A 19832-nucleotide genomic window follows, 5' to 3' on the forward strand; every position below is an offset into this window, starting at 1 on the left:
TGGGACTTTGTCCCTGTGAGAGTAGGACGTTGCCAGGCACCTGAAAAAGGACTAGCTATTTTAGCTAGTCCTTTTTTTATTATTCACAGAGTATAAGCTATCTACATAAAATGGGTTAAATGAACTGCATAAAGAAGTTGCATCTTGTCGATACTTATTTAGTGGAGGTGGAGAGTAATGGAAAAACAAATTAAAACATGTTCCGTTTGTCATGAACAGCATACAAAGGGTATTGAGGTGTTTTCCAGCTTTATATGCCAACACTGCGAGGTAGAGATTGTAGAGGTGGATTCATCGCATTTTCGTTATCAATTGTTAGTAGATCAATTAAAGAGAATATCAGGAGCGTTTTCTTACTAAAAGCCCTTTTTTATAAGGGCTTCTTTATATGGTTCAAAAAAATCATCTAAGTTTGTTATAATGAAAGAAAAATGAATTTTGATAGGAAAAATACTTACATATTATATTCTTTTATCAAGTTACCAATGTTATATTTACAAAAAGTAAGGAATGGATGTATGGATACATATTTACCTTTATATAACTGTTTAGTAAGGCACAGCGAAAAGAGGTCACTCTCTTATCACGTGCCCGGCCATAAAAATGGTCAAATTCTACCTTCACATATTCAATCTTTTTACGCAGACTTTTTGCAATACGATCTAACAGAAATTAGCGGATTAGATGATTTACATGAAGCAGAATCTGTTATTAAAGAAGCACAAGAGTTAACGGCAAAGTTGTATGGAGTAGATGAAAGCTTTTTTTTAGTTAATGGTTCTACTGTAGGCAATCTCGCAGCAATTTTATCTCTTTGTCAAGAAGGAGATAAAATTGCTGTCCAAAGAGATTCTCATAAATCTATTTTTAATGCTATTGCTTTATCAAAGGCATCACCTATTTTTTTAGCTCCTGAAATAGATTCAAAAACACATCTTAGTACAGGTGTATCCATTAAAACAATTAAGGCGGCTTTAGAGCATTCTGAGGATATAAAAGCATTTGTGTTAACAAATCCTACTTACTACGGGGTGGCGCGAGATTTAAAGGAGATCATTGACTTTATTCATGGCTACAATATTCCTATAATTATTGATGAAGCTCATGGAGCCCATTTTATTTTAGGCAATCCTTTTCCTTCTTCAGCTGTTACGTATGGAGCCGACCTTGTCGTTCAGTCAGCACATAAAACGCTGCCAGCTATGACAATGGGTTCTTATTTACATATGCAAGGAACATTAGTAAATAAGCAAGCCGTGCGGCATTATCTACAAGTACTGCAGTCAAGCAGTCCTTCATACCCTATTATGGCTTCTCTCGATTTGGCACGGTATTATCTTCAGCAGTTTACACAGCATGATATCGATAGAATGACTGACAATATTCATTCGTTTGCTGAAAAAATTAATGAGATTGATACACTTTCAACTATCGATGTGGAAACAGATCAAACTGCTACCGACCTTTTGAAAATGACGTTGACTTGTTCGGCGGCAACAGGATATCATTTGCAAAAGGAACTGGAAAAGCAAAATATTTATACAGAACTAGCTGACGTTAACTATGTATTGTTTGTTCTACCGTTAAGCAGCAGTTGGGATTTTAATGATACAATTAAGCGGGTTAGACAAGCAGTAGAGAATATACAGCGTAAGTCATATGAAAAACCACTAATCAAACCATTTCGTTTTTCAAGAGCAACCGTTCTCCTGTCTATGGAAGAAAGAAAACTAAGATCAAAGCATATGTGTTCGTTTGAAGAAGCGATTGGGTGTGTAAGCGCACAATCTGTTATTCCATATCCTCCTGGAATTCCTATTTTAATGGAGGGAGAAACGATTACGAGCAATCATATTGACTATATTTTGCATATTCAAAGGTTAAACGGTCATATTCAAGGCGGCTCTTGTATGGAAAAAGGAAAGATAGAAGTATTTAAATAGAGAAAGGAATTTATACATGTCAGGAACGTTTATTACATTCGAAGGGCCAGAGGGTGCTGGTAAGACGACCATCATCCATATGGTTCAACAAAAATTAATACAAGAGGGCTATACCATTGTATTAACAAGAGAGCCTGGAGGCATACGAATTGCTGAACAAATTCGTGAAATCATCTTAAATCCATCTAACACGGAAATGGATGCCAGAACCGAAGCACTTCTTTACGCTGCGGCTAGAAGACAACATCTTGTGGAAAAAGTGATTCCTGAGCTAAATAAAGGGAATATAGTATTATGTGACCGTTTTATTGATAGCTCACTTGCTTATCAAGGAAATGCGCGGGGTATAGGCGTAGAAGATATTTTTGCTATCAATCAATTTGCTATTGAGCAAACGATGCCACAGGCCACTTTATATTTTGATATTGAGCCTGAGGTAGGGTTAGAAAGAATTAATAATGGTCGAAAAGATGAGATTAATCGATTAGATTTAGAATCCTTAGACTTTCATTACAAAGTACGAGATGGATATTTATCTCTTTTGAGTGAATTTCCAGAGCGTATTCGACGAATTGATGCAAATCAATCCGTTGAAAAAGTCTGTGAAGAAGCTTATAAACAAATAAAATTGATTTTAAAATAAATACAGATGATCGTTATTCTTGCTATACTATTCTTAACAAAAAAGTAAAATGAGGTGTTATTCATGAAATTAGTAATGGCCGTTATTCAAGATTCAGATAGCTCAAAGCTTTTAAATGCACTTGTAGAAAGAGGGTTTCGTTCAACCAAATTATCAAGTACGGGCGGATTTTTAAAATCAGGGAATACAACAATTATGATTGGTACAGATGATCATAAAGTAGATGAAGTACTTGATATTATTAAGGGCCAATGTGAAAACCGCAGACAGATGATTTCTCCTGTGGCACCGATGGGCGGTAATGCAGATTCATACATTCCGTATCCTGTTGAAGTTGAAGTGGGCGGAGCTACAGTATTCGTACTACCAGTAGATCGATTTCATCAATTTTGAGAGAGAAGATTTTAAATAGAAAGTGATGATTGAATGGGAAATACATGGGAACAGCTTGAAGCTCTTCAGCCGAACGTATTAAAGATTTTGCAAAACAGCTTACTTAAAGAGCGAGTTGCTCATGCTTATTTATTTGAAGGAAGCAAAGGAACAGGTAAAAAACAAATTAGTTTTTTGTTTGCTAAAGCGCTGTTTTGCCAAAATCCAGTTAATCATAGGCCATGTCATGAGTGCAGTAACTGCCGGCGAATTGATTCAGGTAATCATCCAGATATTCACTTGATTGAGCCAGCTGGTCTATCGATTAAAAAAGAGCAAATTCAATTCTTGCAATCAGAATTCACAAAAACTGGTGTTGAATCTAATAAAAAGTTATATATTGTGAATCATGTTGATAAAATGACAGTAAGCGCAGCAAATAGTTTACTGAAATTTTTAGAAGAGCCTGGCAACGGAACTTATGCAATTTTATTAACAGAAAATATACAGCGCTTATTAGATACGATTATCTCACGTTGCCAAGTAATATCATTTCGATCTCTTACACCAGAACAGTTAGCTGAAAAACTAGTAGAAAATGGCCTTTCGGCAGTAGATGCGTCCATCTTGTCTAATTTAACAAACAGCATTGATGAAGCAATTGAATTAAGTAAAGATGAATGGTTTGGACTTGCAATAAAGTTAGTGATACAATTATATGAAGTGTTAACAACGAGACCTCAACAAACTCTTCTTTTTATTCATGAAAAGTGGGTAACACATTTTAAAGAAAAAGAACAAGCTCATATTGGTTTAACTTTATTGATGCTTCTTTATCGTGATTTGTTGACGCTGCAAGTTGGACAAGAGTCTAAAATCGTCTATCGTCATAAAATAGAAGAATTAAAACAGCAAGCTCTTCAGACAACGCAGGAAAAAGCGATTTATCGCTTAGAGGTTATCTTGAAGGCCAAAAATAAATTAAATTCAAATATGAATCTACAGTTATTAATGGAACAGCTGGTGTTGGATTTGCAGGAGGGATAAAAGCTTGTATGATGTAGTAGGCGTTCGCTTTAAAAAAGCGGGAAAAATATATTATTTTGACCCTGGAGAACTTACAATTCCAGATGGTGAGTTTGTTATTGTAGAAACAGTTCGTGGTGTTGAATTTGGCAGAGTGGTTATTAATAAAAAGCAAGTAAGTGAACATGATGTCGTACTTCCTTTAAAAAAAGTAATCCGCATTGCCGAACAAAAAGACAGGCTGATTGTGGATGAAAATAAACAAGCTGCTAGAGAAGCGTATGACGTATGCGTGCAAAAAATTCAATCACACGATTTAGATATGAAGTTAGTAGATGTAGAATATACGTTTGATCGTAATAAAGTCATTTTTTATTTTACAGCAGACGGCCGTATTGATTTTAGAGAGTTAGTTAAAGATTTAGCTGCTATTTTCCGTACGCGAATTGAGCTTCGTCAAATCGGTGTACGAGACGAGGCAAAGCTGTTGGGCGGGATAGGTCCTTGTGGACGTATGCTATGTTGCTCAACGTTTTTAGGTGATTTTGAGCCGGTTTCTATTAAAATGGCCAAAGACCAAAACCTATCGCTTAATCCAACGAAAATTTCTGGTTTATGCGGACGTTTAATGTGTTGTTTAAAATATGAAAATGATGAGTATGAAACGGCAAAAGAACAGCTTCCTGATATAGGCTCAACAATTAAAACTTCAGATGGTTCAGGACGTGTAGTGGGGTTGAATATTTTGGAAAGAATTATTCAAGTGGAACTGTCAGATCACGAACAAATTTTAGAGTATACTCTGGATGAGATCAATAATGAAGGTGCTGTTTCGTTTCAAGCCACAGATTAACGAGGTGGGCAAAGGTGGATAAAAAAGAGATTTTTGATTCGGTGACAAACATGGAGGAACAAATTGGTCATTTATATAAGCAGTTAGGTGAGTTGAAAGAGCATCTTGCTGAGCTAATTGAAGAAAATCATCACCTGCAAATAGAAAATGATCATTTGCGCCGTCGCCTTGACCAGACAAACTTCGAAACGAAGCTGAAAAATAGACATTCAAAAGCAAGCGCTCAAACAAAAGAGCAAAAACAAATTGATATCGGAGAAGGATATGACAATTTGGCTCGCCTTTACCAAGAGGGTTTTCATATTTGTAACATTCATTATGGAAGTGTGCGTAAAGATGGAGACTGTTTGTTTTGCTTGTCATTTTTAAATAAAAAGTAACAACACCTCTCCCTTTTGGAGAGGTTCTTTTTATGAGTGAAAGATATAAATAATAGATGTACAAGGAGAAGAACGACTATGGTTGAGTTATATGGAGATGAACGTTTAGATTATCTATTAGCCGATGAGGAGATGCGCATTATTCAAAGTCCGTCTGTCTTTTCCTTTTCATTGGATGCTGTGCTTTTATCTCACTTTGCTTATGTCCCAATTCGTAAAGGTAGCTTGGTTGATTTATGTTCAGGAAACGGTGTAATCCCACTGTTTTTATCTAAACGAACAAAGGGAAAAATCATTGGTGTAGAAATTCAAGAGCGGCTACACAGTATGGCGCAAAGAAGTATTGTGTATAATCAGCTGGACGGACAGATTAAAATGATACATGGCGATTTAAAAAATGCGCCTCAAGAACTGGGTTATGGAAAATATGATGTTGTAACATGTAATCCTCCTTATTTCACCACATCCAATAAAGAAGAGATAAATGAAAACGAACACTTTGCAATCGCTCGCCACGAAATTCATTGTTCGTTGGAAGATGTGATTAGAGCCAGCAGTCAACTAGTGAAGCAAGGCGGAAAAGTGGCATTAGTTCACCGTCCAGGAAGACTATTAGATATCGTTACGTTAATGAGGCAGTACCGTTTAGAGCCAAAGAGACTTCAGTTTGTCTATCCTAAAGATGGGAAAGAAGCAAATACACTTTTAATTGAAGGTACGAAGGATGGAAGTCCAGATTTAAAGATTCTTCCTCCGCTTGTGGTCTACCAAGATAATGATGAATACACGGACGAATTAAAAAGGATTTTATATGGAACAAAATAATCATTATTTTTATGTAGTTGAATGCAAGGACTGTACGTATTACGCTGGTTACACGAATAATTTGCAAAAACGTATTTCTGTCCATAATGAAGGAAAAGGGGCAAAATATACGAGAGCAAGAAGGCCTGTTTCACTAATTTGGCATGAGGTGTTTACTTCTAAAACAGAAGCTATGCAAAAAGAATATTGGTTCAAACAGTTAAGCAGAGTGCAAAAACAGGCTTACATTCGAAGGGAGCAAGAAAAGCAGAATGAAATCACAAAAAAGCTATGATGTATCAAATGAACGAGGCGTTTTATATTTAGTTCCCACTCCTATTGGAAACTTAGAGGATATGACATTTCGTGCGATTCGAATTTTAAAAGAAGTTGATTATATTGCCGCAGAAGATACGAGACAAACGAAAAAACTATGTAACCACTTTGAGATCGATACGCCTATTACAAGTTATCATGAACATAATAAACATACAAAAAGTGAACAGCTGTTAAGCGACTTAGACGGTGAAAAAAATATTGCTTTAGTAAGCGACGCGGGCATGCCTTGTATTTCAGATCCCGGTTATGAGTTAGTGGTAGCTGCCGTTAAAAAAGGGTATGCGGTTGTTCCGCTGCCGGGGCCTAACGCAGCATTAACAGCTTTAATTGCTTCGGGACTACCTACAGGGCAGTTTTATTTTTATGGATTTTTAAACAGAAATAAAAAACAGCGTAAAGAACAGCTTCAAGAGCTTCAGTATATTAAGGAAAGCATGATATTTTATGAAGCCCCTCATCGATTAAAAGAAACACTAAAGAGTATAGAAGAAATTTTAGGGAACCGATCTATTGTGTTATGTAGAGAGTTAACAAAACGCTATGAAGAATTTTTAAGAGGAAGCGTATTAGAAGCAATTGAATGGACGAATGCCACAGATATTAGAGGCGAATTCTGCTTAATTCTTGAAGGGACAAATGAAGAAGCGCCAGATGAAAGTAATCTATGGTGGGAACAGCTCACCATTATCGAGCATGTTGATCACTATGTAGAAGAAGGACTTTCAAACAAAGAAGCTATTAAGCAAGTGGCAAAAGACCGAGATGTGTCAAAGCGAGACATTTATAGTGAATATCACGTACATTAAAAAAAGCTGTCTATCATAGACAGCTTTTCGTTTTATTTAGAAGCTTGTAAAGAATCTTGAAGTTCTTTCATGATTTGTTCTGCACCTTCACGGCTTAGAATTAATTTGCCGCTAGCAAGTTGAATGTTATCATCAGATACTTCACCTGTTACTTGGCAAGTCATGTTTGGTTTGTATTTTTTTAAGATGATGCGCTCTTCATCTACATAGATTTCTAGAGCATCTTTCTCTGCAATTCCTAATGTACGACGTAATTCAATTGGAATTACTACGCGTCCTAATTCATCAACTTTACGAACAATACCTGTAGATTTCATGTTCATCGTTCTCCTCTCAGTAATCATTTTTCTATGTTATTACTTTCGTCATTATTCGACAATTTCAACGTACTTTCATAATACCAGCGTTTCCAAAACTAGTCAATCATTTTATATGTAAAAAAATGTAGCTGGTAAAAAAATTTTTTTCGACTTGTTTACAAGCTAATTGTGACCGTCAGTCAAGGAATGACAAGGGGTTTCATTGGAAAAAAGATTAATCGTCTAAATAGCTTGATATTAACTATTTTGAAGATAGGGTAAATATAATTCGACATAAAACGACAAAATTAGACCTATTTGTCGTTTTCATCAAAGTGACTTTTTGAATGAGGGTATATTTTATATAAAAATAGGGCGAAGCTGATACAATTAACAGGATTATTTTTTGGAAAAATAACGATTATTTAAAAATGAAGTGAATCAGTCATATTCCCGTGTATATAGGAAGAGAATGTTTTGAAATTATCATGTAAAATAGTATGATAGATAGTAGAATAAGAAGACAGGGTTTATATGATTACATACATATAAATCAAAATGTTGAAATGGAATGTTGGAGGTTATGAACATGGCAGATGGAAATAATACATTTTATATTACTACGCCGATTTATTATCCGAGTGGTAAATTACATATAGGGCATGCATACACGACGGTAGCGGGAGATGCAATGGCTCGTTATAAACGTTTGAGAGGGTTTGACGTACGTTATTTAACAGGTACAGATGAACATGGTCAAAAAATTCAGCGAAAAGCAGAAGAGAAAAACGTGACACCTCAGCAATACGTAGATGATATTGTATCTGGAATCAAAGAGCTGTGGGATAAGATGGATATTTCGTATGATGATTTTATCCGTACAACGGAACCAAGACATAAAGAAATCGTGGAAAAGATTTTCGCACGCCTTTTAGAACAAGGTGATATTTATCTTGATGAATATGAAGGCTGGTATTCAGTTCCCGATGAGACGTACTATACAGAGCATCAGCTAGTAGATCCAATCGTTGAAAATGGAAAAGTTGTAGGCGGAAAAAGCCCGGATAGCGGACACCCTGTAGAGCTCGTTCGAGAAGAGTCCTATTTCTTTAAAATGGGGAAATACGTAGATCGTTTACTAGCTTTTTATGAAGAAAACCCTTCATTTATTCAACCAGAGTCCCGTAAAAACGAAATGATCAATAATTTTATTAAGCCTGGCCTTGAAGACTTAGCTGTTTCTCGCACGACGTTTGATTGGGGGGTAAAAGTTCCAGGTAACCCAAAACACGTTATTTACGTATGGATTGATGCGCTTTCTAACTATATCACCTCTCTTGGGTATGATACAGAGAACGATGAAAACTATCGAAAATATTGGCCGGCTAACGTACATTTAGTAGGAAAAGAAATCGTACGTTTCCATACTATTTATTGGCCAATCATGTTGATGGCACTTGATTTGCCACTTCCTAAGAAAGTATTTGCTCACGGCTGGTTATTAATGAAAGATGGAAAAATGTCGAAGTCAAAAGGGAATGTAGTAGACCCAGTGACATTGATTGACCGCTATGGATTAGATGCCCTTCGTTACTACTTACTTCGTGAAGTTCCATTCGGTTCAGACGGTGTATTCACACCAGAAGCGTTTGTTGAACGTATTAACTTTGACTTAGCAAATGATCTTGGCAACCTAGTTAATCGTACAGTGGCGATGATCAATAAGTATTTTGATGGTGTTATTCCGACTTATGAAGGCAATGTAACAGAGTTTGATGCACTTATCGTCCAAGCTCAAAAAGATACAGTGAATAAATATGAAGAAGCGATGGAAGATATGGAGTTTTCAGTGGCTCTTGCTTCTATCTGGCAATATGTAAGCCGCACGAATAAATACATTGATGAAACGCAGCCTTGGGCGTTAGCAAAAGATGAGAATAAGCGTGCAGAACTTGCTTCCGTTATGACACATCTAGCTGAATCAATTCGTCACATTGCGGTATTACTGCAGCCATTCTTAACGCGTACGCCTGAGAAAATTTTTGCTCAGATTGGTGTAAAAGAAGATGTATTAAAAACGTGGGAAAGCACGACGCGTTTTAATATGCTTAAAGAAGGCACAAAAGTAGAAAAAGGTGAGCCAATGTTCCCTCGTCTAGATCGAGAAGAAGAGGTAGCGTTTATTAAAGAGCAGATGCAAGGGAGTGCTCCAAAGGAAGAAAAACCTGTTGTGAAGGAAGAGCCTTCTGAAGAGATTATGATTGATGATTTCATGAAAGTAGAGCTTCGTGTAGCGCAAGTTACGGAAGTAGAACCAGTTAAAAAGGCAGATAAACTATTAAAGCTGCAGCTTGATCTTGGCTATGAAAAACGCCAGGTTGTATCAGGTATTGCCAAGTTTTATAAGCCTGAAGAATTAGTAGGTCGAAAAGTAATTTGTGTAACCAACTTAAAACCTGTGAAACTGCGCGGTGAACTATCACAAGGAATGATTTTAGCGGGGGAAGATGAGAATGGTCTTTCACTAGCAAGCGTAGATCAAAACTTAGCAAACGGCACGAAGATAAAATAAGTATAGGTAAAAGGGGTGTTTCACGTGTAACATGCGAGGACCCCCTTTTATTCATGGAAAGGATCGATTAGATGTTATTTGATACACATGTTCATTTAAACGCAGAACAGTATGAAGATGATTTGCAAGAAGTAATTAATCGTGCGTTAGAAAAAGGTGTTCAAAACATGGTAGTTGTTGGATTCGATGAACCTACCATCAAAAAGGCTATTCAAATAGCTGAAACGTATGACTTTATCTATGCTAGTGTAGGATGGCATCCAGTAGATGCAGTTGATATGACGGATGAGCACTTAGCTTGGATTGAAGAGTTAGCTCAGCATCCGAAAGTTGTTGCTTTAGGAGAAATGGGATTAGACTACCATTGGGATAAATCACCTAAAGAAGTTCAAAAAGACGTATTTCGCCGTCAAATTCGCTTAGCTCGCAAAGTGAATTTACCTATCATTATTCATAATCGTGATGCAACGGAAGACGTGGTAACCATTTTAAAAGAAGAGCACGTAGAAGAAGTAGGCGGGATTATGCATTGCTTCACGGGCAGTATTGAAGTAGCGAAGCAGTGTATGGATATGAATATGTATATTTCTTTTGGCGGACCTGTTACTTTTAAAAATGCGAAAAAGCCAAAAGAAGTTGCTACAGAGCTTCCTTTAGACAAACTATTAATTGAAACAGACTGTCCTTATCTAACTCCTCATCCATTCCGCGGCAAGCGCAATGAACCTGGTTATGTTTCATACGTAGCAGAGCAAATTGCAGAGTTAAAAGGTATAACGTATGAAGAATTAGCTGCTATTACAACAGCTAACGCCAAAAAGCTATTTGGCATTAATGATTAAAACTTTTTCTCATATAACAATCATTTTCGTGTTAAAGTAAAGATAGGCGCAGAGGAGAATGTTATCCTCTGCCTTTTTCAGTTAAAATAACAGGTAGATGTTTTTTAATTTAGTTGATAATAAGATAAAACGTTGATTTCATAGAAGAAAAATGATGTGCGTAACGAGCATTTCATTTTTACTGAAAAGCAAATGAACAAAACTGAATGTTTTGGAGGAAGCAATGAAGATTAAAGAAATTATTGTAGTAGAAGGCCGAGATGACACTGTAGCGATTAAACGTGCAGTGGATGCGGATACCATCGAGACAAATGGATCAGCTGTAAATGAAGAAACCATTGAGAAAGTAAAATTAGCTCAAAAAACAAGAGGCGTGATTATTTTTACAGATCCAGATTATCCAGGACAGCGAATTCGAAATATTGTTTCAGAACGTGTTCCCGGATGTAAACATGCATTCTTAGATAAAGAAGAGGCTCGCCCTAAAAATGGCAAAGGTATTGGAGTTGAACATGCTTCTATTGCATCTATTCAAAAAGCACTAGAAGATGTGAAGCAAGAGTGGATGGGGGCAGCTATGGAGATTTCTCAAGAGGATTTAATCGTAGCTCGTTTGATAGGAGATAGTAAAGCCAAGTCTCGACGTGAAAGAATAGGGAAGTTATTAAAAATTGGTTATGCCAACGGAAAGCAGCTCCATAAACGATTACAGATGTTCCAAATTTCAAAAGAGGACTTTATCAGAGCTGTTGAGCAGATAAATAAGGAGGAAAAGGGATCGTGTTAAAAGATATTGCAACGCCTAATCGAACCAAGGAAATTTTAAAGAAATACGGTTTTACATTTAAAAAGAGTTTGGGACAAAATTTTTTAATTGATACGAACATTTTACATCGTATTGTTGATCATGCGGAAATAACAGAAGAAACGGGAGCTATTGAAATTGGACCTGGTATCGGTGCCTTAACTGAACAGCTAGCAAAGCGCGCAAAAAAAGTGCTGGCATTTGAAATCGATCAGCGTTTGCTTCCGATTTTAGCTGATACTCTTTCTCCTTACTCAAATGCAAAAGTTATTCATCAAGATGTGTTAAAAGCGGATTTAAAAGGGACGCTCGAACAAGAATTTGAAAACATAGAAGATTTAATGGTCGTTGCGAATTTACCGTATTACGTGACGACACCCATTTTGATGAAATTATTAGAAGAGCAAATTCCGGTACGTGGAATCGTCGTTATGCTTCAAAAAGAAGTTGCCGACCGTATAGCAGCTAAACCGGGAACAAAAGAGTACGGTTCACTTTCTATTGCGATTCAATACTATACAGAGGCTGAGACGGTTATGATCGTGCCTAAAACAGTGTTTAATCCGCAGCCTAATGTAGATTCAGCTGTTATTCGATTGTTGAGAAGACCAAAGCCCGCGGTAGAAGTACAGGATGAAGCATTCTTCTTCCAAGTTGTACGAGCAAGTTTTGGACAGCGTCGAAAAACAATTTTAAACAATCTAGTGAACAACTTGCCAAATGGTAAGCAGAAAAAAGCGGACATTGAGCAAGCACTTTCAACTGCTGAAATTGATCCGAAACGAAGAGGCGAAACTTTATCTATTCAAGAATTTGGAAAACTAAGTGATCAACTTTTAAAATCATTTCGCTAAATCATCACATTTTTATCATGAAGTCATAGGCTATGAAGAGAATTTATTTTTGAAGTAGCAAAGACGGAGTGAAGCATATGAACATCAAAATTGGTGATATAGTTACACGACCTTCTTATCAAAGAGATTTGCTTTTTCGTGTTATAGCTATTAATGACAGCGAAGCGGGGAAATATGCGACTTTAATAGGGGAAGACGTTCGGTTGATCGCCGACGCTCCTTGTACAGATCTAGAGGTTGTGGATGCTAAAGAACAGGATCAAAGAAAAAAACAAGAAGAAGAACTTTTAGAAAGATCTTTGGAGCTTATTCAACAGGATTATCGGCTCGTTCGAGAGAAAACTGAATATAGCATGACAAATGGATACAGCCATTCACATCGCTTATTTCAAATTCCAGGAAAGGTCCTGCACGTAGACGGAGACCCTAATTATTTACGTAAATGTTTGTTGGTTTACGAAAAAATTGGTGTTCCTGTTTATGGTGTTCATTGCGTCGAGCCAGAAATGCCGGAGAAAGTTGGAAAGCTAATTGAGGATGTAAGACCCGATATTCTGGTGCTGACAGGCCATGATGCCTATTCCAAAGGAAAAGGAAATAAAGATGATCTCCTTGCTTATAGACATTCCAAGCACTATATTCAAACAGTCCAAGAAGCAAGAAAAAGAGTTGGTAATTTAGATCAGCTGGTGATTTTTGCAGGTGCCTGTCAATCGCATTTTGAATTATTGATTCAAGCTGGAGCAAACTTTGCTAGTTCACCTTCACGTGTAAATATTCATGCGCTTGACCCTGTGTATGTAGTAGCAAAACTAAGTTTTACTCCTTTCACGGATCGTATTAATGTATGGGACGTCTTACGTAATACATTAACGGGTGCTAAAGGTTTAGGAGGAGTAGAAACAAAAGGGCTGCTTCGCACGGGCATGCCTTATGAAAGCGATGAGTAGAAATAAAAACAACTGGTTACAGCATGTACACGCATGATGTGCAACCAGTTGTTTTTTCGTATGAAGCCAAAGTATACGCTTAATTATACAAAATCATTTTCAATATTTGCTAAAGATATACATATTTCGTTGAAAAACGAGCATACTAACAGCGAAATGTAGATTCATGTTGAAAATTATTTATTGACACAATTAGAGATAGATTGTTATAATTTTATGTTTTTGACTATTTTTCTAACATGTGTTACACTATACATAGTGAGGTGGACCAATATGGCGAAAACTTTGTCTGATATTAAGCAAGCGCTGGATTTGCACCTAGGCCAACGATTAACTTTAAAAGCAAACGGTGGTCGTAGAAAAACAGTAGAACGTTCAGGTGTATTAACAGAAACGTACCCATCTGTTTTTATCGTTGAATTAGATCAAGAGGAAAACTCTTTGGAGCGCGTTTCGTATAGTTACGCAGATGTGTTAACGGAAACAGTGCAACTAAAATTTTTCTAAGAATGACATAGGCAATATAGCAAGTGGTGATGAGCAGTGGACATTGGTTTACTGCTTTTTTATTGGTCTTTTTTTCAAATTATATATGCATTATTTTTTATACATACTATACATATCGTCCTCGCGTTTCTTATGTAAAAGAGCGAGGAGATTCAGGTTGAAATTTCATTTTATACGTAAAGGAGCCATGTGCAATGTCAAGGCGTAGAGGAATTATGTCATCGAAGCTGAAAGAAGAACTGGCTAAAGAACTTGGTTTTTACGATACTGTACAAGCAGAAGGCTGGGGCGCTATTCGGGCAAAAGACGCAGGCAATATGGTGAAGCGAGCTGTAGAGCTTGCACAGCAGCAGCTAAAGCAATAGCATAGTGAAAATCAATGCTTATACGACTATTTAAAGTGAAATGAGGAAAACCGAAGTGTATAACCGCTTCGGTTTTTTTGTCCCAAAATGAAAGATAAAACAGAGGATTAAACAAAGATGTTTAAATGAACAGCTATATCTTGTTCATTTTATGATAAAATAGCGTTAAACTCGATAAGATGAAGTAGGTGAAGTAAGTTGAAATTAATGGTGAAAGCACCGGCTAAAATAAATTTGTCACTTGATGTGTTACATAAACGTCCAGATGGTTACCATGAAGTTAAGATGATTATGACAACAATTGATTTAGCGGACAGAATTGAACTTTCTGACCGTGAAGATGGACGAATTGTTATCTATTCTCATAATCGCTTTGTTCCAGATGACCAGCGAAATCTCGCTTATCAGGCAGCGCAGATTTTGAAGCGACGTTATAACATTTCAAAAGGTGTAAATATATTAATTGATAAACATATTCCAGTAGCTGCTGGATTAGCTGGAGGCAGCAGTGACGCGGCTGCTACATTACGCGGTTTAAATACGTTATGGGAATTAGGGTTATCATTAGACACACTTGCAGAAATAGGGGCTGAGATTGGCTCTGACGTATCTTTTTGCGTGTACGGAGGGACAGCTCTTGCTACAGGGCGCGGAGAGATTGTAGAGCATATTGAGGCACCTCCAAGCTGCTGGGTGATTTTGGCTAAGCCTGAAATAGGTGTTTCTACAGCAGATGTATATCGAAACTTAAAAATTGAAGAGATGGATCATCCTAAAGTAGATGAGATGGTTCACGCCATACAATCAGGAAATTATGATCAAATGTGTAGCCTTGTAGGAAATGTATTGGAAGCAGTAACGCTGAAAATGCATCCGGAAGTAGCTCTCATTAAAGAACAAATAAAGCGTTTTGGCGCCGATGCTGTGCTCATGAGCGGCAGTGGGCCAACTGTATTTGGACTTGTACAGCATGATTCACGTATGCATCGCATTTATAATGGATTACGTGGCTTTTGTGATAAAGTTTATGCAGTTAGGCTACTAGGTGAACGAATAACGCTTGAATAAATCCGTATGTTAATGTTATATTTACATTACAATATTCGGATTTTCAGGAGGATGTTATGAAGTTTCGACGTAGTGGACGATTAATTGATATGACCAACTATTTCATTCAAAACCCTCAGCGCCTTATCCCTCTTACGTATTTTGCAGATAAATATGATTCCGCAAAATCATCTATTAGCGAAGATATGGCGATTATTAAACAAACTTTTGAACAGCAGGGTATCGGAACTTTGGTTACGCTACCAGGGGCTGCCGGCGGAGTTAAATTCATTCCAAAGATGACGAATGAAGAAGCCGGTCAGCTTGTTCAAGAATTATGTGGGTTGATTGAAAAACCTGAGCGTTTACTGCCAGGTGGATATTTATATTTAACTGATATTTTAGGGAACCCCCGCGTTGTGAATAAAATCGGTCGCTTGTATGCATCGCTTTTTGCTAACCGCAAAATCGATGTGGTGATGACTGTAGCAACAAAAGGTATTCCTATTGCGTATGCGGTTGCTCAGTATTTAGACGTGCCCGTTGTTATTGTGCGCAGAGACAGTAAAGTAACTGAAGGATCGACGGTTAGTATTAACTACGTGTCGGGTTCATCTAAGCGCATTCAAACGATGCTGTTAGCTAAAAGAAGTTTAGCGGTGGGGTCAAATGTACTCATCATTGATGATTTCATGAAAGCTGGCGGTACTGTAAATGGAATGGTTAGCTTGCTTGAAGAGTTCGATGCAACTGTTGCTGGTATTGGAGTTTTAGTAGAATCAGAAGATATTGAAGAACGTTTAGTGGATGAGTATGTGTCCCTTGTACAATTAACAGATGTAAATATCAAAGATAAACAAATTCGTGTACAAGAAGGCAATTACTTAAAATATATTTGATCAAGTAAGGGAGAGGAACATATGTTACAGGTTCAAACAAAAAATGCACCGCAAGCTATTGGTCCATATTCACAGGGAATTGTTGTGAATAACTTGTTTTACAGTTCAGGTCAAATTCCACTTCGTCCAGATGGTACGTTGGTCGAAGGAGATGTTCAAGTACAAGCTACTCAAGTATTTGAAAATCTAAAAGCAGTTCTTGAAGAAGCTGGAGCTTCTCTAAATACAGTTGTAAAGGCAACCGTGTTCATTAAAGATATGAACGACTTCGCAGCGTTAAATGAAGTCTATGGCGACTACTTTGGCGACCATAAGCCGGCACGTTCATGTGTAGAGGTAGCGAGACTACCTAAAGATGTACTTGTTGAAATCGAAGTTATTGCGCTCGTTAAAGGGTAATTAAATTAACAAATTTCTAACAAAAAGCAAGTAACTTCCAATTGTTCACTTTTTTTGCGAAAATTTTCTAAAAATTTTTTCTGAATAGCAGGAAAACACAAAATTCTGTGGAATTAAGTATGTAAAGCTTCGCATAGAAAAAGGTGGTGAACAAGATGGAAGTAACTGACGTAAGATTACGCCGCGTGAACACTGAAGGACGTATGAGAGCGATTGCTTCAATCACATTAGATGGTGAATTTGTTGTTCATGATATTCGTGTGATTGATGGTAATAATGGCTTATTTGTAGCCATGCCAAGTAAACGTACACCGGATGGTGAGTTCCGTGATATTGCACATCCAATCAATTCAAATACTCGCGGAAAGATTCAAGATGCTGTTTTAGCAGAATATCATCGTTTAGGTGAGGTAGAAGTTGAATTTGAAGAAGCGGGTGCTTCGTAAACATATGATACATTAAGAGTCTACTGAAAAGTAGGCTCTTTTCTTTTTGATTACCACTTATATAATTTCACACCTTTGTAAAACTTTAGCATTACCAAAAAAATAAAATTCATGACTTATAAATGATTCCTTGAAATGCTGTCATTTTTGATATAATATTCTTAATGGATAAAAAGGTAAAATTGGAGGCCTGTTATGTCAAAAAGATATGCAGTCATATTGGCAGCTGGTCAGGGTACACGTATGAAGTCATCTTTATATAAAGTGTTACACCCTGTGTGTGGCAAACCGATGGTGCAACACGTAATTGATCAGTTATCACGTTTGGATTTAACAAATTTAATTACAGTTGTAGGTCACGGTGCCGAAAAAGTGAAATCACATGTTGGAGATAAAAGCTTATTTGCTTTACAAGAAGAGCAGTTAGGAACAGCTCATGCAGTAATGCAAGCAGAATCTTTACTTGCACATGAAAAAGGTACGACAATTGTTGTATGTGGAGATACTCCGCTTATTACAGCTGAAACAATTGAATCTTTATTAAAGCATCATGAAGCAACAAATGCAATGGCAACTATTTTAACAGCTCATGCAGAAGATCCAACAGGATATGGACGCATCATTCGAAATGAACAAGGGTCTGTTGAAAAGATTGTTGAGCATAAAGATGCCACGGAACAAGAACGTCTTGTACAGGAAATTAATACTGGTACGTATTGTTTTGATAATGAGAAATTATTTGAGACACTTTCAAAAGTTTCAAATGATAATGTACAGGGAGAGTATTATTTACCTGATGTTATCGAAATTCTAAAAAATGAAGGTCAAATTATTTCTGCATATCAAACATCCGATTTTGCTGAAACATTGGGCGTTAATGATCGATTTGCTCTGTCTCAAGCAGAAGAAACAATGAAAAAGCGCATCAACAAGCAGCATATGTTAAATGGAGTGACGATTGTGGATCCTTCTAACACGTACATTTCAGCAGATGCTGTCATTGGCAGAGATACGTTTATTTATCCTGGTACGGTTATTCAAGGAACAGTTGTAATTGGAGAGAATTGTGAAGTAGGACCTAACAGTGAAATTAAAGACTGCAAAATAGGTAATAATACTTCTATTCGCCATTCTGTTGCTCACGATAGTGAAATTGGTCACGAAGTCACAATTGGCCCATTTGCACATATTCGTCCTCAATCATTAATTGGAGATGAAGTGCGCGTAGGAAACTTTGTAGAAATTAAAAAAGCATCTTTTGGCAAAGGTAGCAAAGCTTCTCATTTAAGTTATATTGGAGACGCAGAGGTCGGAAAAGGTGTAAACTTAGGGTGCGGATCTATTACAGTTAACTACGATGGGAAAAATAAATTTTTAACAAAGATTGAAGATGGGGCATTCGTAGGATGTAACTCAAACTTAATTGCACCTGTAACAATTGGTGAAGGCGCCTATGTTGCAGCTGGTTCAACCGTAACGGATGATGTGCCAGGAAAAGCATTATCAATTGCTCGTGCGAAACAAGTAAATAAAGAAAACTATGCTGAAAAGCTTGATATTAATAAAAAATCCTGACGGAGGTTTCACAATAAAATGTCAAATGTATATGCTGATGAAAATTTAAAGTTATTTACGCTAAATTCAAACAAGGCTTTAGCTGAAGAGATCGCAAAAGTAATTGGTGTGGAATTAGGTAAATGTTCGGTTGATCGTTTCAGTGACGGTGAAATTCAAATTAACATTGAAGAAAGTATCCGTGGTTGTGATGTATTTATCATTCAATCAACAAGTGCTCCAGTTAATGAACACTTAATGGAATTATTAATTATGATTGATGCATTAAAACGTGCATCAGCTAAAACAATTAACATCGTTATGCCTTACTATGGCTATGCTCGTCAGGATCGTAAAGCTCGTGCACGTGAACCAATCACTGCCAAATTAGCAGCAAATATCATTGAAAAAGCGGGAGCTACTCGTATTATCACATTAGATTTACATGCTCCTCAAATTCAAGGTTTCTTCGATATTCCAATTGACCATTTAGTAGGTGTTCCAATTTTAGGTGAATACTTCAAGAGTAAAAACCTTGATGACGTTGTTGTTGTATCTCCGGACCACGGTGGCGTAACGCGTGCTCGCCGTTTAGCGGAACGTCTAAAAGCGCCGATCGCTATCATTGACAAACGTCGCCCACGTCCAAACGTAGCAGAAGTTATGAACATTGTTGGACAAGTGGAAGGAAAAACAGCAATCTTGATTGATGACATGATTGATACAGCTGGTACAATTACAATTGGTGCAAGTGCATTAATTGAAGCAGGTGCAAAAGAAGTATATGCTTGTTGTACACACCCAGTGCTTTCAGGCCCTGCGATTGAGCGTATTCAAAACTCTACAATCAAAGAGCTAGCTGTAACAAACTCTATTGCTTTAACAGAAGATAAGAAAATTGATAAAGTAACAGAACTTTCAGTAGCTCCGTTAATCGGTGAAGCGATTATTCGTGTTCACGAAGAGCAATCAGTTAGTACATTATTTGATTGATAAACAGAACCTCTTTCCATTTGGAAAGAGGTTTTTTGAAAAAAATTTAAATGTGCTAACCCTTGATTTTAAAGCGCTTTGGACGGAATGAACAAAGATATATTACTGTTCAAACTGGGTTTCATGTTTAGCAA

At 37.0% G+C, this 19832-nt stretch carries 24 protein-coding genes; 23 read left to right on the forward strand and 1 reads right to left on the reverse strand.

The genetic code is table 11. From position 1 onward, the window contains the following. The first annotated feature begins 177 nt into the window (after positions 1 to 177). The 10 genes from LAV82_RS29635 to rsmI all read left to right on the forward strand — a co-directional run bounded on the left by LAV82_RS29635 (position 178) and on the right by rsmI (position 7166). A complete protein-coding gene (locus tag LAV82_RS29635; RefSeq protein ID WP_013054842.1) occupies positions 178 to 360 on the forward strand; it encodes a sigma factor G inhibitor Gin in 183 nt (60 codons plus the stop codon). 158 nt (positions 361 to 518) lie between these two features. Further along, entirely contained in the window at positions 519 to 1943 is a 1425-nt protein-coding gene (locus LAV82_RS29640; RefSeq protein WP_211079542.1) for an aminotransferase class I/II-fold pyridoxal phosphate-dependent enzyme, read from the forward strand. Positions 1944 to 1959: 16 nt separating this feature from the next. After that, on the forward strand, positions 1960 to 2586 hold the full coding sequence (tmk, locus tag LAV82_RS29645) for a dTMP kinase (RefSeq protein ID WP_013054844.1): 627 nt from the start codon (positions 1960 to 1962) through the stop codon (positions 2584 to 2586). Positions 2587 to 2649: 63 nt separating this feature from the next. Further along, positions 2650 to 2979, forward strand: a complete 330-nt coding sequence (gene darA, locus LAV82_RS29650; RefSeq protein WP_211079543.1) for a cyclic di-AMP receptor DarA — start codon at positions 2650 to 2652, stop codon at positions 2977 to 2979. Positions 2980 to 3012: 33 nt separating this feature from the next. After that, on the forward strand, positions 3013 to 4005 hold the full coding sequence (gene holB / locus LAV82_RS29655; RefSeq protein ID WP_499717511.1) for a DNA polymerase III subunit delta': 993 nt from the start codon (positions 3013 to 3015) through the stop codon (positions 4003 to 4005). A 4-nt stretch (positions 4006 to 4009) separates the two neighbouring features. Next, the gene (locus LAV82_RS29660) at positions 4010 to 4837 is read left to right on the forward strand and encodes a PSP1 domain-containing protein (protein WP_013054847.1); all 828 of its coding nucleotides are present in this window, start codon (positions 4010 to 4012) and stop codon (positions 4835 to 4837) included. 14 nt (positions 4838 to 4851) lie between these two features. Next, a complete protein-coding gene (gene yabA, locus LAV82_RS29665; protein ID WP_013054848.1) occupies positions 4852 to 5217 on the forward strand; it encodes a DNA replication initiation control protein YabA in 366 nt (121 codons plus the stop codon). A 78-nt stretch (positions 5218 to 5295) separates the two neighbouring features. Continuing rightward, entirely contained in the window at positions 5296 to 6042 is a 747-nt protein-coding gene (locus LAV82_RS29670) for a tRNA1(Val) (adenine(37)-N6)-methyltransferase (protein ID WP_499717512.1), read from the forward strand. Beyond that, entirely contained in the window at positions 6029 to 6316 is a 288-nt protein-coding gene (locus LAV82_RS29675) for a GIY-YIG nuclease family protein (protein ID WP_013054850.1), read from the forward strand. Before LAV82_RS29670 ends, LAV82_RS29675 begins: the two co-directional genes overlap by 14 nt. Continuing rightward, positions 6294 to 7166, forward strand: a complete 873-nt coding sequence (gene rsmI, locus LAV82_RS29680; RefSeq protein ID WP_499717513.1) for a 16S rRNA (cytidine(1402)-2'-O)-methyltransferase — start codon at positions 6294 to 6296, stop codon at positions 7164 to 7166. Before LAV82_RS29675 ends, rsmI begins: the two co-directional genes overlap by 23 nt. A 32-nt stretch (positions 7167 to 7198) precedes the next feature. Here rsmI and abrB read toward each other — a convergent pair whose 3' ends face one another. Continuing rightward, on the reverse strand, positions 7199 to 7489 hold the full coding sequence (abrB, locus tag LAV82_RS29685; RefSeq protein ID WP_170836841.1) for a transition state genes transcriptional regulator AbrB: 291 nt from the start codon (positions 7487 to 7489) through the stop codon (positions 7199 to 7201). Between the two features lie 565 nt (positions 7490 to 8054). On the opposite strand from abrB, the gene metG reads away from it, so the two are divergent. From metG to LAV82_RS29750, 13 genes are all read left to right on the forward strand, one after another. Continuing rightward, a complete protein-coding gene (gene metG, locus LAV82_RS29690) occupies positions 8055 to 10037 on the forward strand; it encodes a methionine--tRNA ligase (RefSeq protein ID WP_211079545.1) in 1983 nt (660 codons plus the stop codon). A gap of 71 nt (positions 10038 to 10108) precedes the next feature. Beyond that, positions 10109 to 10879, forward strand: a complete 771-nt coding sequence (locus LAV82_RS29695) for a TatD family hydrolase (RefSeq protein ID WP_013054854.1) — start codon at positions 10109 to 10111, stop codon at positions 10877 to 10879. A 223-nt stretch (positions 10880 to 11102) separates the two neighbouring features. Next, on the forward strand, positions 11103 to 11666 hold the full coding sequence (gene rnmV, locus LAV82_RS29700) for a ribonuclease M5 (RefSeq protein WP_013054855.1): 564 nt from the start codon (positions 11103 to 11105) through the stop codon (positions 11664 to 11666). Further along, on the forward strand, positions 11660 to 12538 hold the full coding sequence (rsmA, locus tag LAV82_RS29705; RefSeq protein ID WP_013054856.1) for a 16S rRNA (adenine(1518)-N(6)/adenine(1519)-N(6))-dimethyltransferase RsmA: 879 nt from the start codon (positions 11660 to 11662) through the stop codon (positions 12536 to 12538). The genes rnmV and rsmA overlap by 7 nt, the downstream gene beginning before the upstream one ends. Before the next feature lie 77 nt (positions 12539 to 12615). After that, positions 12616 to 13488 carry a sporulation peptidase YabG gene (gene yabG, locus LAV82_RS29710; protein WP_013054857.1) on the forward strand — a complete coding sequence of 291 codons (873 nt, stop codon included), beginning with the start codon at positions 12616 to 12618 and terminating at the stop codon, positions 13486 to 13488. A 273-nt stretch (positions 13489 to 13761) separates the two neighbouring features. Then, positions 13762 to 13995 carry a biofilm formation stimulator Veg gene (veg, locus tag LAV82_RS29715; protein ID WP_013054859.1) on the forward strand — a complete coding sequence of 78 codons (234 nt, stop codon included), beginning with the start codon at positions 13762 to 13764 and terminating at the stop codon, positions 13993 to 13995. A gap of 194 nt (positions 13996 to 14189) precedes the next feature. After that, positions 14190 to 14360, forward strand: coding sequence for a small, acid-soluble spore protein, alpha/beta type (locus LAV82_RS29720; protein ID WP_013054860.1), 171 nt, complete (start codon positions 14190 to 14192; stop codon positions 14358 to 14360). A 198-nt stretch (positions 14361 to 14558) separates the two neighbouring features. Continuing rightward, a complete protein-coding gene (gene ispE / locus LAV82_RS29725; RefSeq protein ID WP_013054861.1) occupies positions 14559 to 15428 on the forward strand; it encodes a 4-(cytidine 5'-diphospho)-2-C-methyl-D-erythritol kinase in 870 nt (289 codons plus the stop codon). A gap of 56 nt (positions 15429 to 15484) precedes the next feature. Continuing rightward, a complete protein-coding gene (gene purR, locus LAV82_RS29730) occupies positions 15485 to 16306 on the forward strand; it encodes a pur operon repressor (protein ID WP_013054862.1) in 822 nt (273 codons plus the stop codon). Positions 16307 to 16327: 21 nt separating this feature from the next. Continuing rightward, on the forward strand, positions 16328 to 16705 hold the full coding sequence (locus LAV82_RS29735; protein WP_013054863.1) for a RidA family protein: 378 nt from the start codon (positions 16328 to 16330) through the stop codon (positions 16703 to 16705). Between the two features lie 155 nt (positions 16706 to 16860). Further along, a complete protein-coding gene (gene spoVG / locus LAV82_RS29740) occupies positions 16861 to 17151 on the forward strand; it encodes a septation regulator SpoVG (RefSeq protein WP_013054864.1) in 291 nt (96 codons plus the stop codon). 195 nt (positions 17152 to 17346) lie between these two features. Then, positions 17347 to 18726, forward strand: coding sequence for a bifunctional UDP-N-acetylglucosamine diphosphorylase/glucosamine-1-phosphate N-acetyltransferase GlmU (gene glmU / locus LAV82_RS29745; RefSeq protein ID WP_013054865.1), 1380 nt, complete (start codon positions 17347 to 17349; stop codon positions 18724 to 18726). Positions 18727 to 18744: 18 nt separating this feature from the next. Beyond that, positions 18745 to 19698 (forward strand): ribose-phosphate diphosphokinase, encoded by a 954-nt coding sequence (locus tag LAV82_RS29750; protein ID WP_013054866.1) that lies wholly within the window; start codon positions 18745 to 18747, stop codon positions 19696 to 19698. Positions 19699 to 19832: the final 134 nt, after the last annotated feature.

The sequence above is a fragment of the Bacillus sp. ILBB4 genome (assembly GCF_035064545.1).
Taxonomy (GTDB): Bacteria; Bacillota; Bacilli; order Bacillales; family Bacillaceae_H; genus Priestia.

What these genes read in the sequence shown, in the direction of transcription:
- spoVG (WP_013054864.1), top strand. Translation starts at nt 16,861, where the DNA reads ATGGAAGTAACTGACGTAAGATTACGCCGCGTGAACACTGAAGGACGT.
- glmU (WP_013054865.1), top strand. Translation starts at nt 17,347, where the DNA reads ATGTCAAAAAGATATGCAGTCATATTGGCAGCTGGTCAGGGTACACGT.
- purR (WP_013054862.1), top strand. Translation starts at nt 15,485, where the DNA reads ATGAAGTTTCGACGTAGTGGACGATTAATTGATATGACCAACTATTTC.
- LAV82_RS29695 (WP_013054854.1), top strand. Translation starts at nt 10,109, where the DNA reads ATGTTATTTGATACACATGTTCATTTAAACGCAGAACAGTATGAAGAT.
- LAV82_RS29635 (WP_013054842.1), top strand. Translation starts at nt 178, where the DNA reads ATGGAAAAACAAATTAAAACATGTTCCGTTTGTCATGAACAGCATACA.
- LAV82_RS29640 (WP_211079542.1), top strand. Translation starts at nt 519, where the DNA reads ATGGATACATATTTACCTTTATATAACTGTTTAGTAAGGCACAGCGAA.
- LAV82_RS29750 (WP_013054866.1), top strand. Translation starts at nt 18,745, where the DNA reads ATGTCAAATGTATATGCTGATGAAAATTTAAAGTTATTTACGCTAAAT.
- tmk (WP_013054844.1), top strand. Translation starts at nt 1,960, where the DNA reads ATGTCAGGAACGTTTATTACATTCGAAGGGCCAGAGGGTGCTGGTAAG.
- LAV82_RS29720 (WP_013054860.1), top strand. Translation starts at nt 14,190, where the DNA reads ATGTCAAGGCGTAGAGGAATTATGTCATCGAAGCTGAAAGAAGAACTG.
- LAV82_RS29670 (WP_499717512.1), top strand. Translation starts at nt 5,296, where the DNA reads ATGGTTGAGTTATATGGAGATGAACGTTTAGATTATCTATTAGCCGAT.
- abrB (WP_170836841.1), bottom strand. Translation starts at nt 7,489, where the DNA reads ATGAACATGAAATCTACAGGTATTGTTCGTAAAGTTGATGAATTAGGA.
- veg (WP_013054859.1), top strand. Translation starts at nt 13,762, where the DNA reads ATGGCGAAAACTTTGTCTGATATTAAGCAAGCGCTGGATTTGCACCTA.
- yabG (WP_013054857.1), top strand. Translation starts at nt 12,616, where the DNA reads ATGAACATCAAAATTGGTGATATAGTTACACGACCTTCTTATCAAAGA.
- rsmI (WP_499717513.1), top strand. Translation starts at nt 6,294, where the DNA reads ATGAAATCACAAAAAAGCTATGATGTATCAAATGAACGAGGCGTTTTA.
- LAV82_RS29735 (WP_013054863.1), top strand. Translation starts at nt 16,328, where the DNA reads ATGTTACAGGTTCAAACAAAAAATGCACCGCAAGCTATTGGTCCATAT.
- holB (WP_499717511.1), top strand. Translation starts at nt 3,013, where the DNA reads ATGGGAAATACATGGGAACAGCTTGAAGCTCTTCAGCCGAACGTATTA.
- LAV82_RS29675 (WP_013054850.1), top strand. Translation starts at nt 6,029, where the DNA reads ATGGAACAAAATAATCATTATTTTTATGTAGTTGAATGCAAGGACTGT.
- metG (WP_211079545.1), top strand. Translation starts at nt 8,055, where the DNA reads ATGGCAGATGGAAATAATACATTTTATATTACTACGCCGATTTATTAT.
- darA (WP_211079543.1), top strand. Translation starts at nt 2,650, where the DNA reads ATGAAATTAGTAATGGCCGTTATTCAAGATTCAGATAGCTCAAAGCTT.
- rnmV (WP_013054855.1), top strand. Translation starts at nt 11,103, where the DNA reads ATGAAGATTAAAGAAATTATTGTAGTAGAAGGCCGAGATGACACTGTA.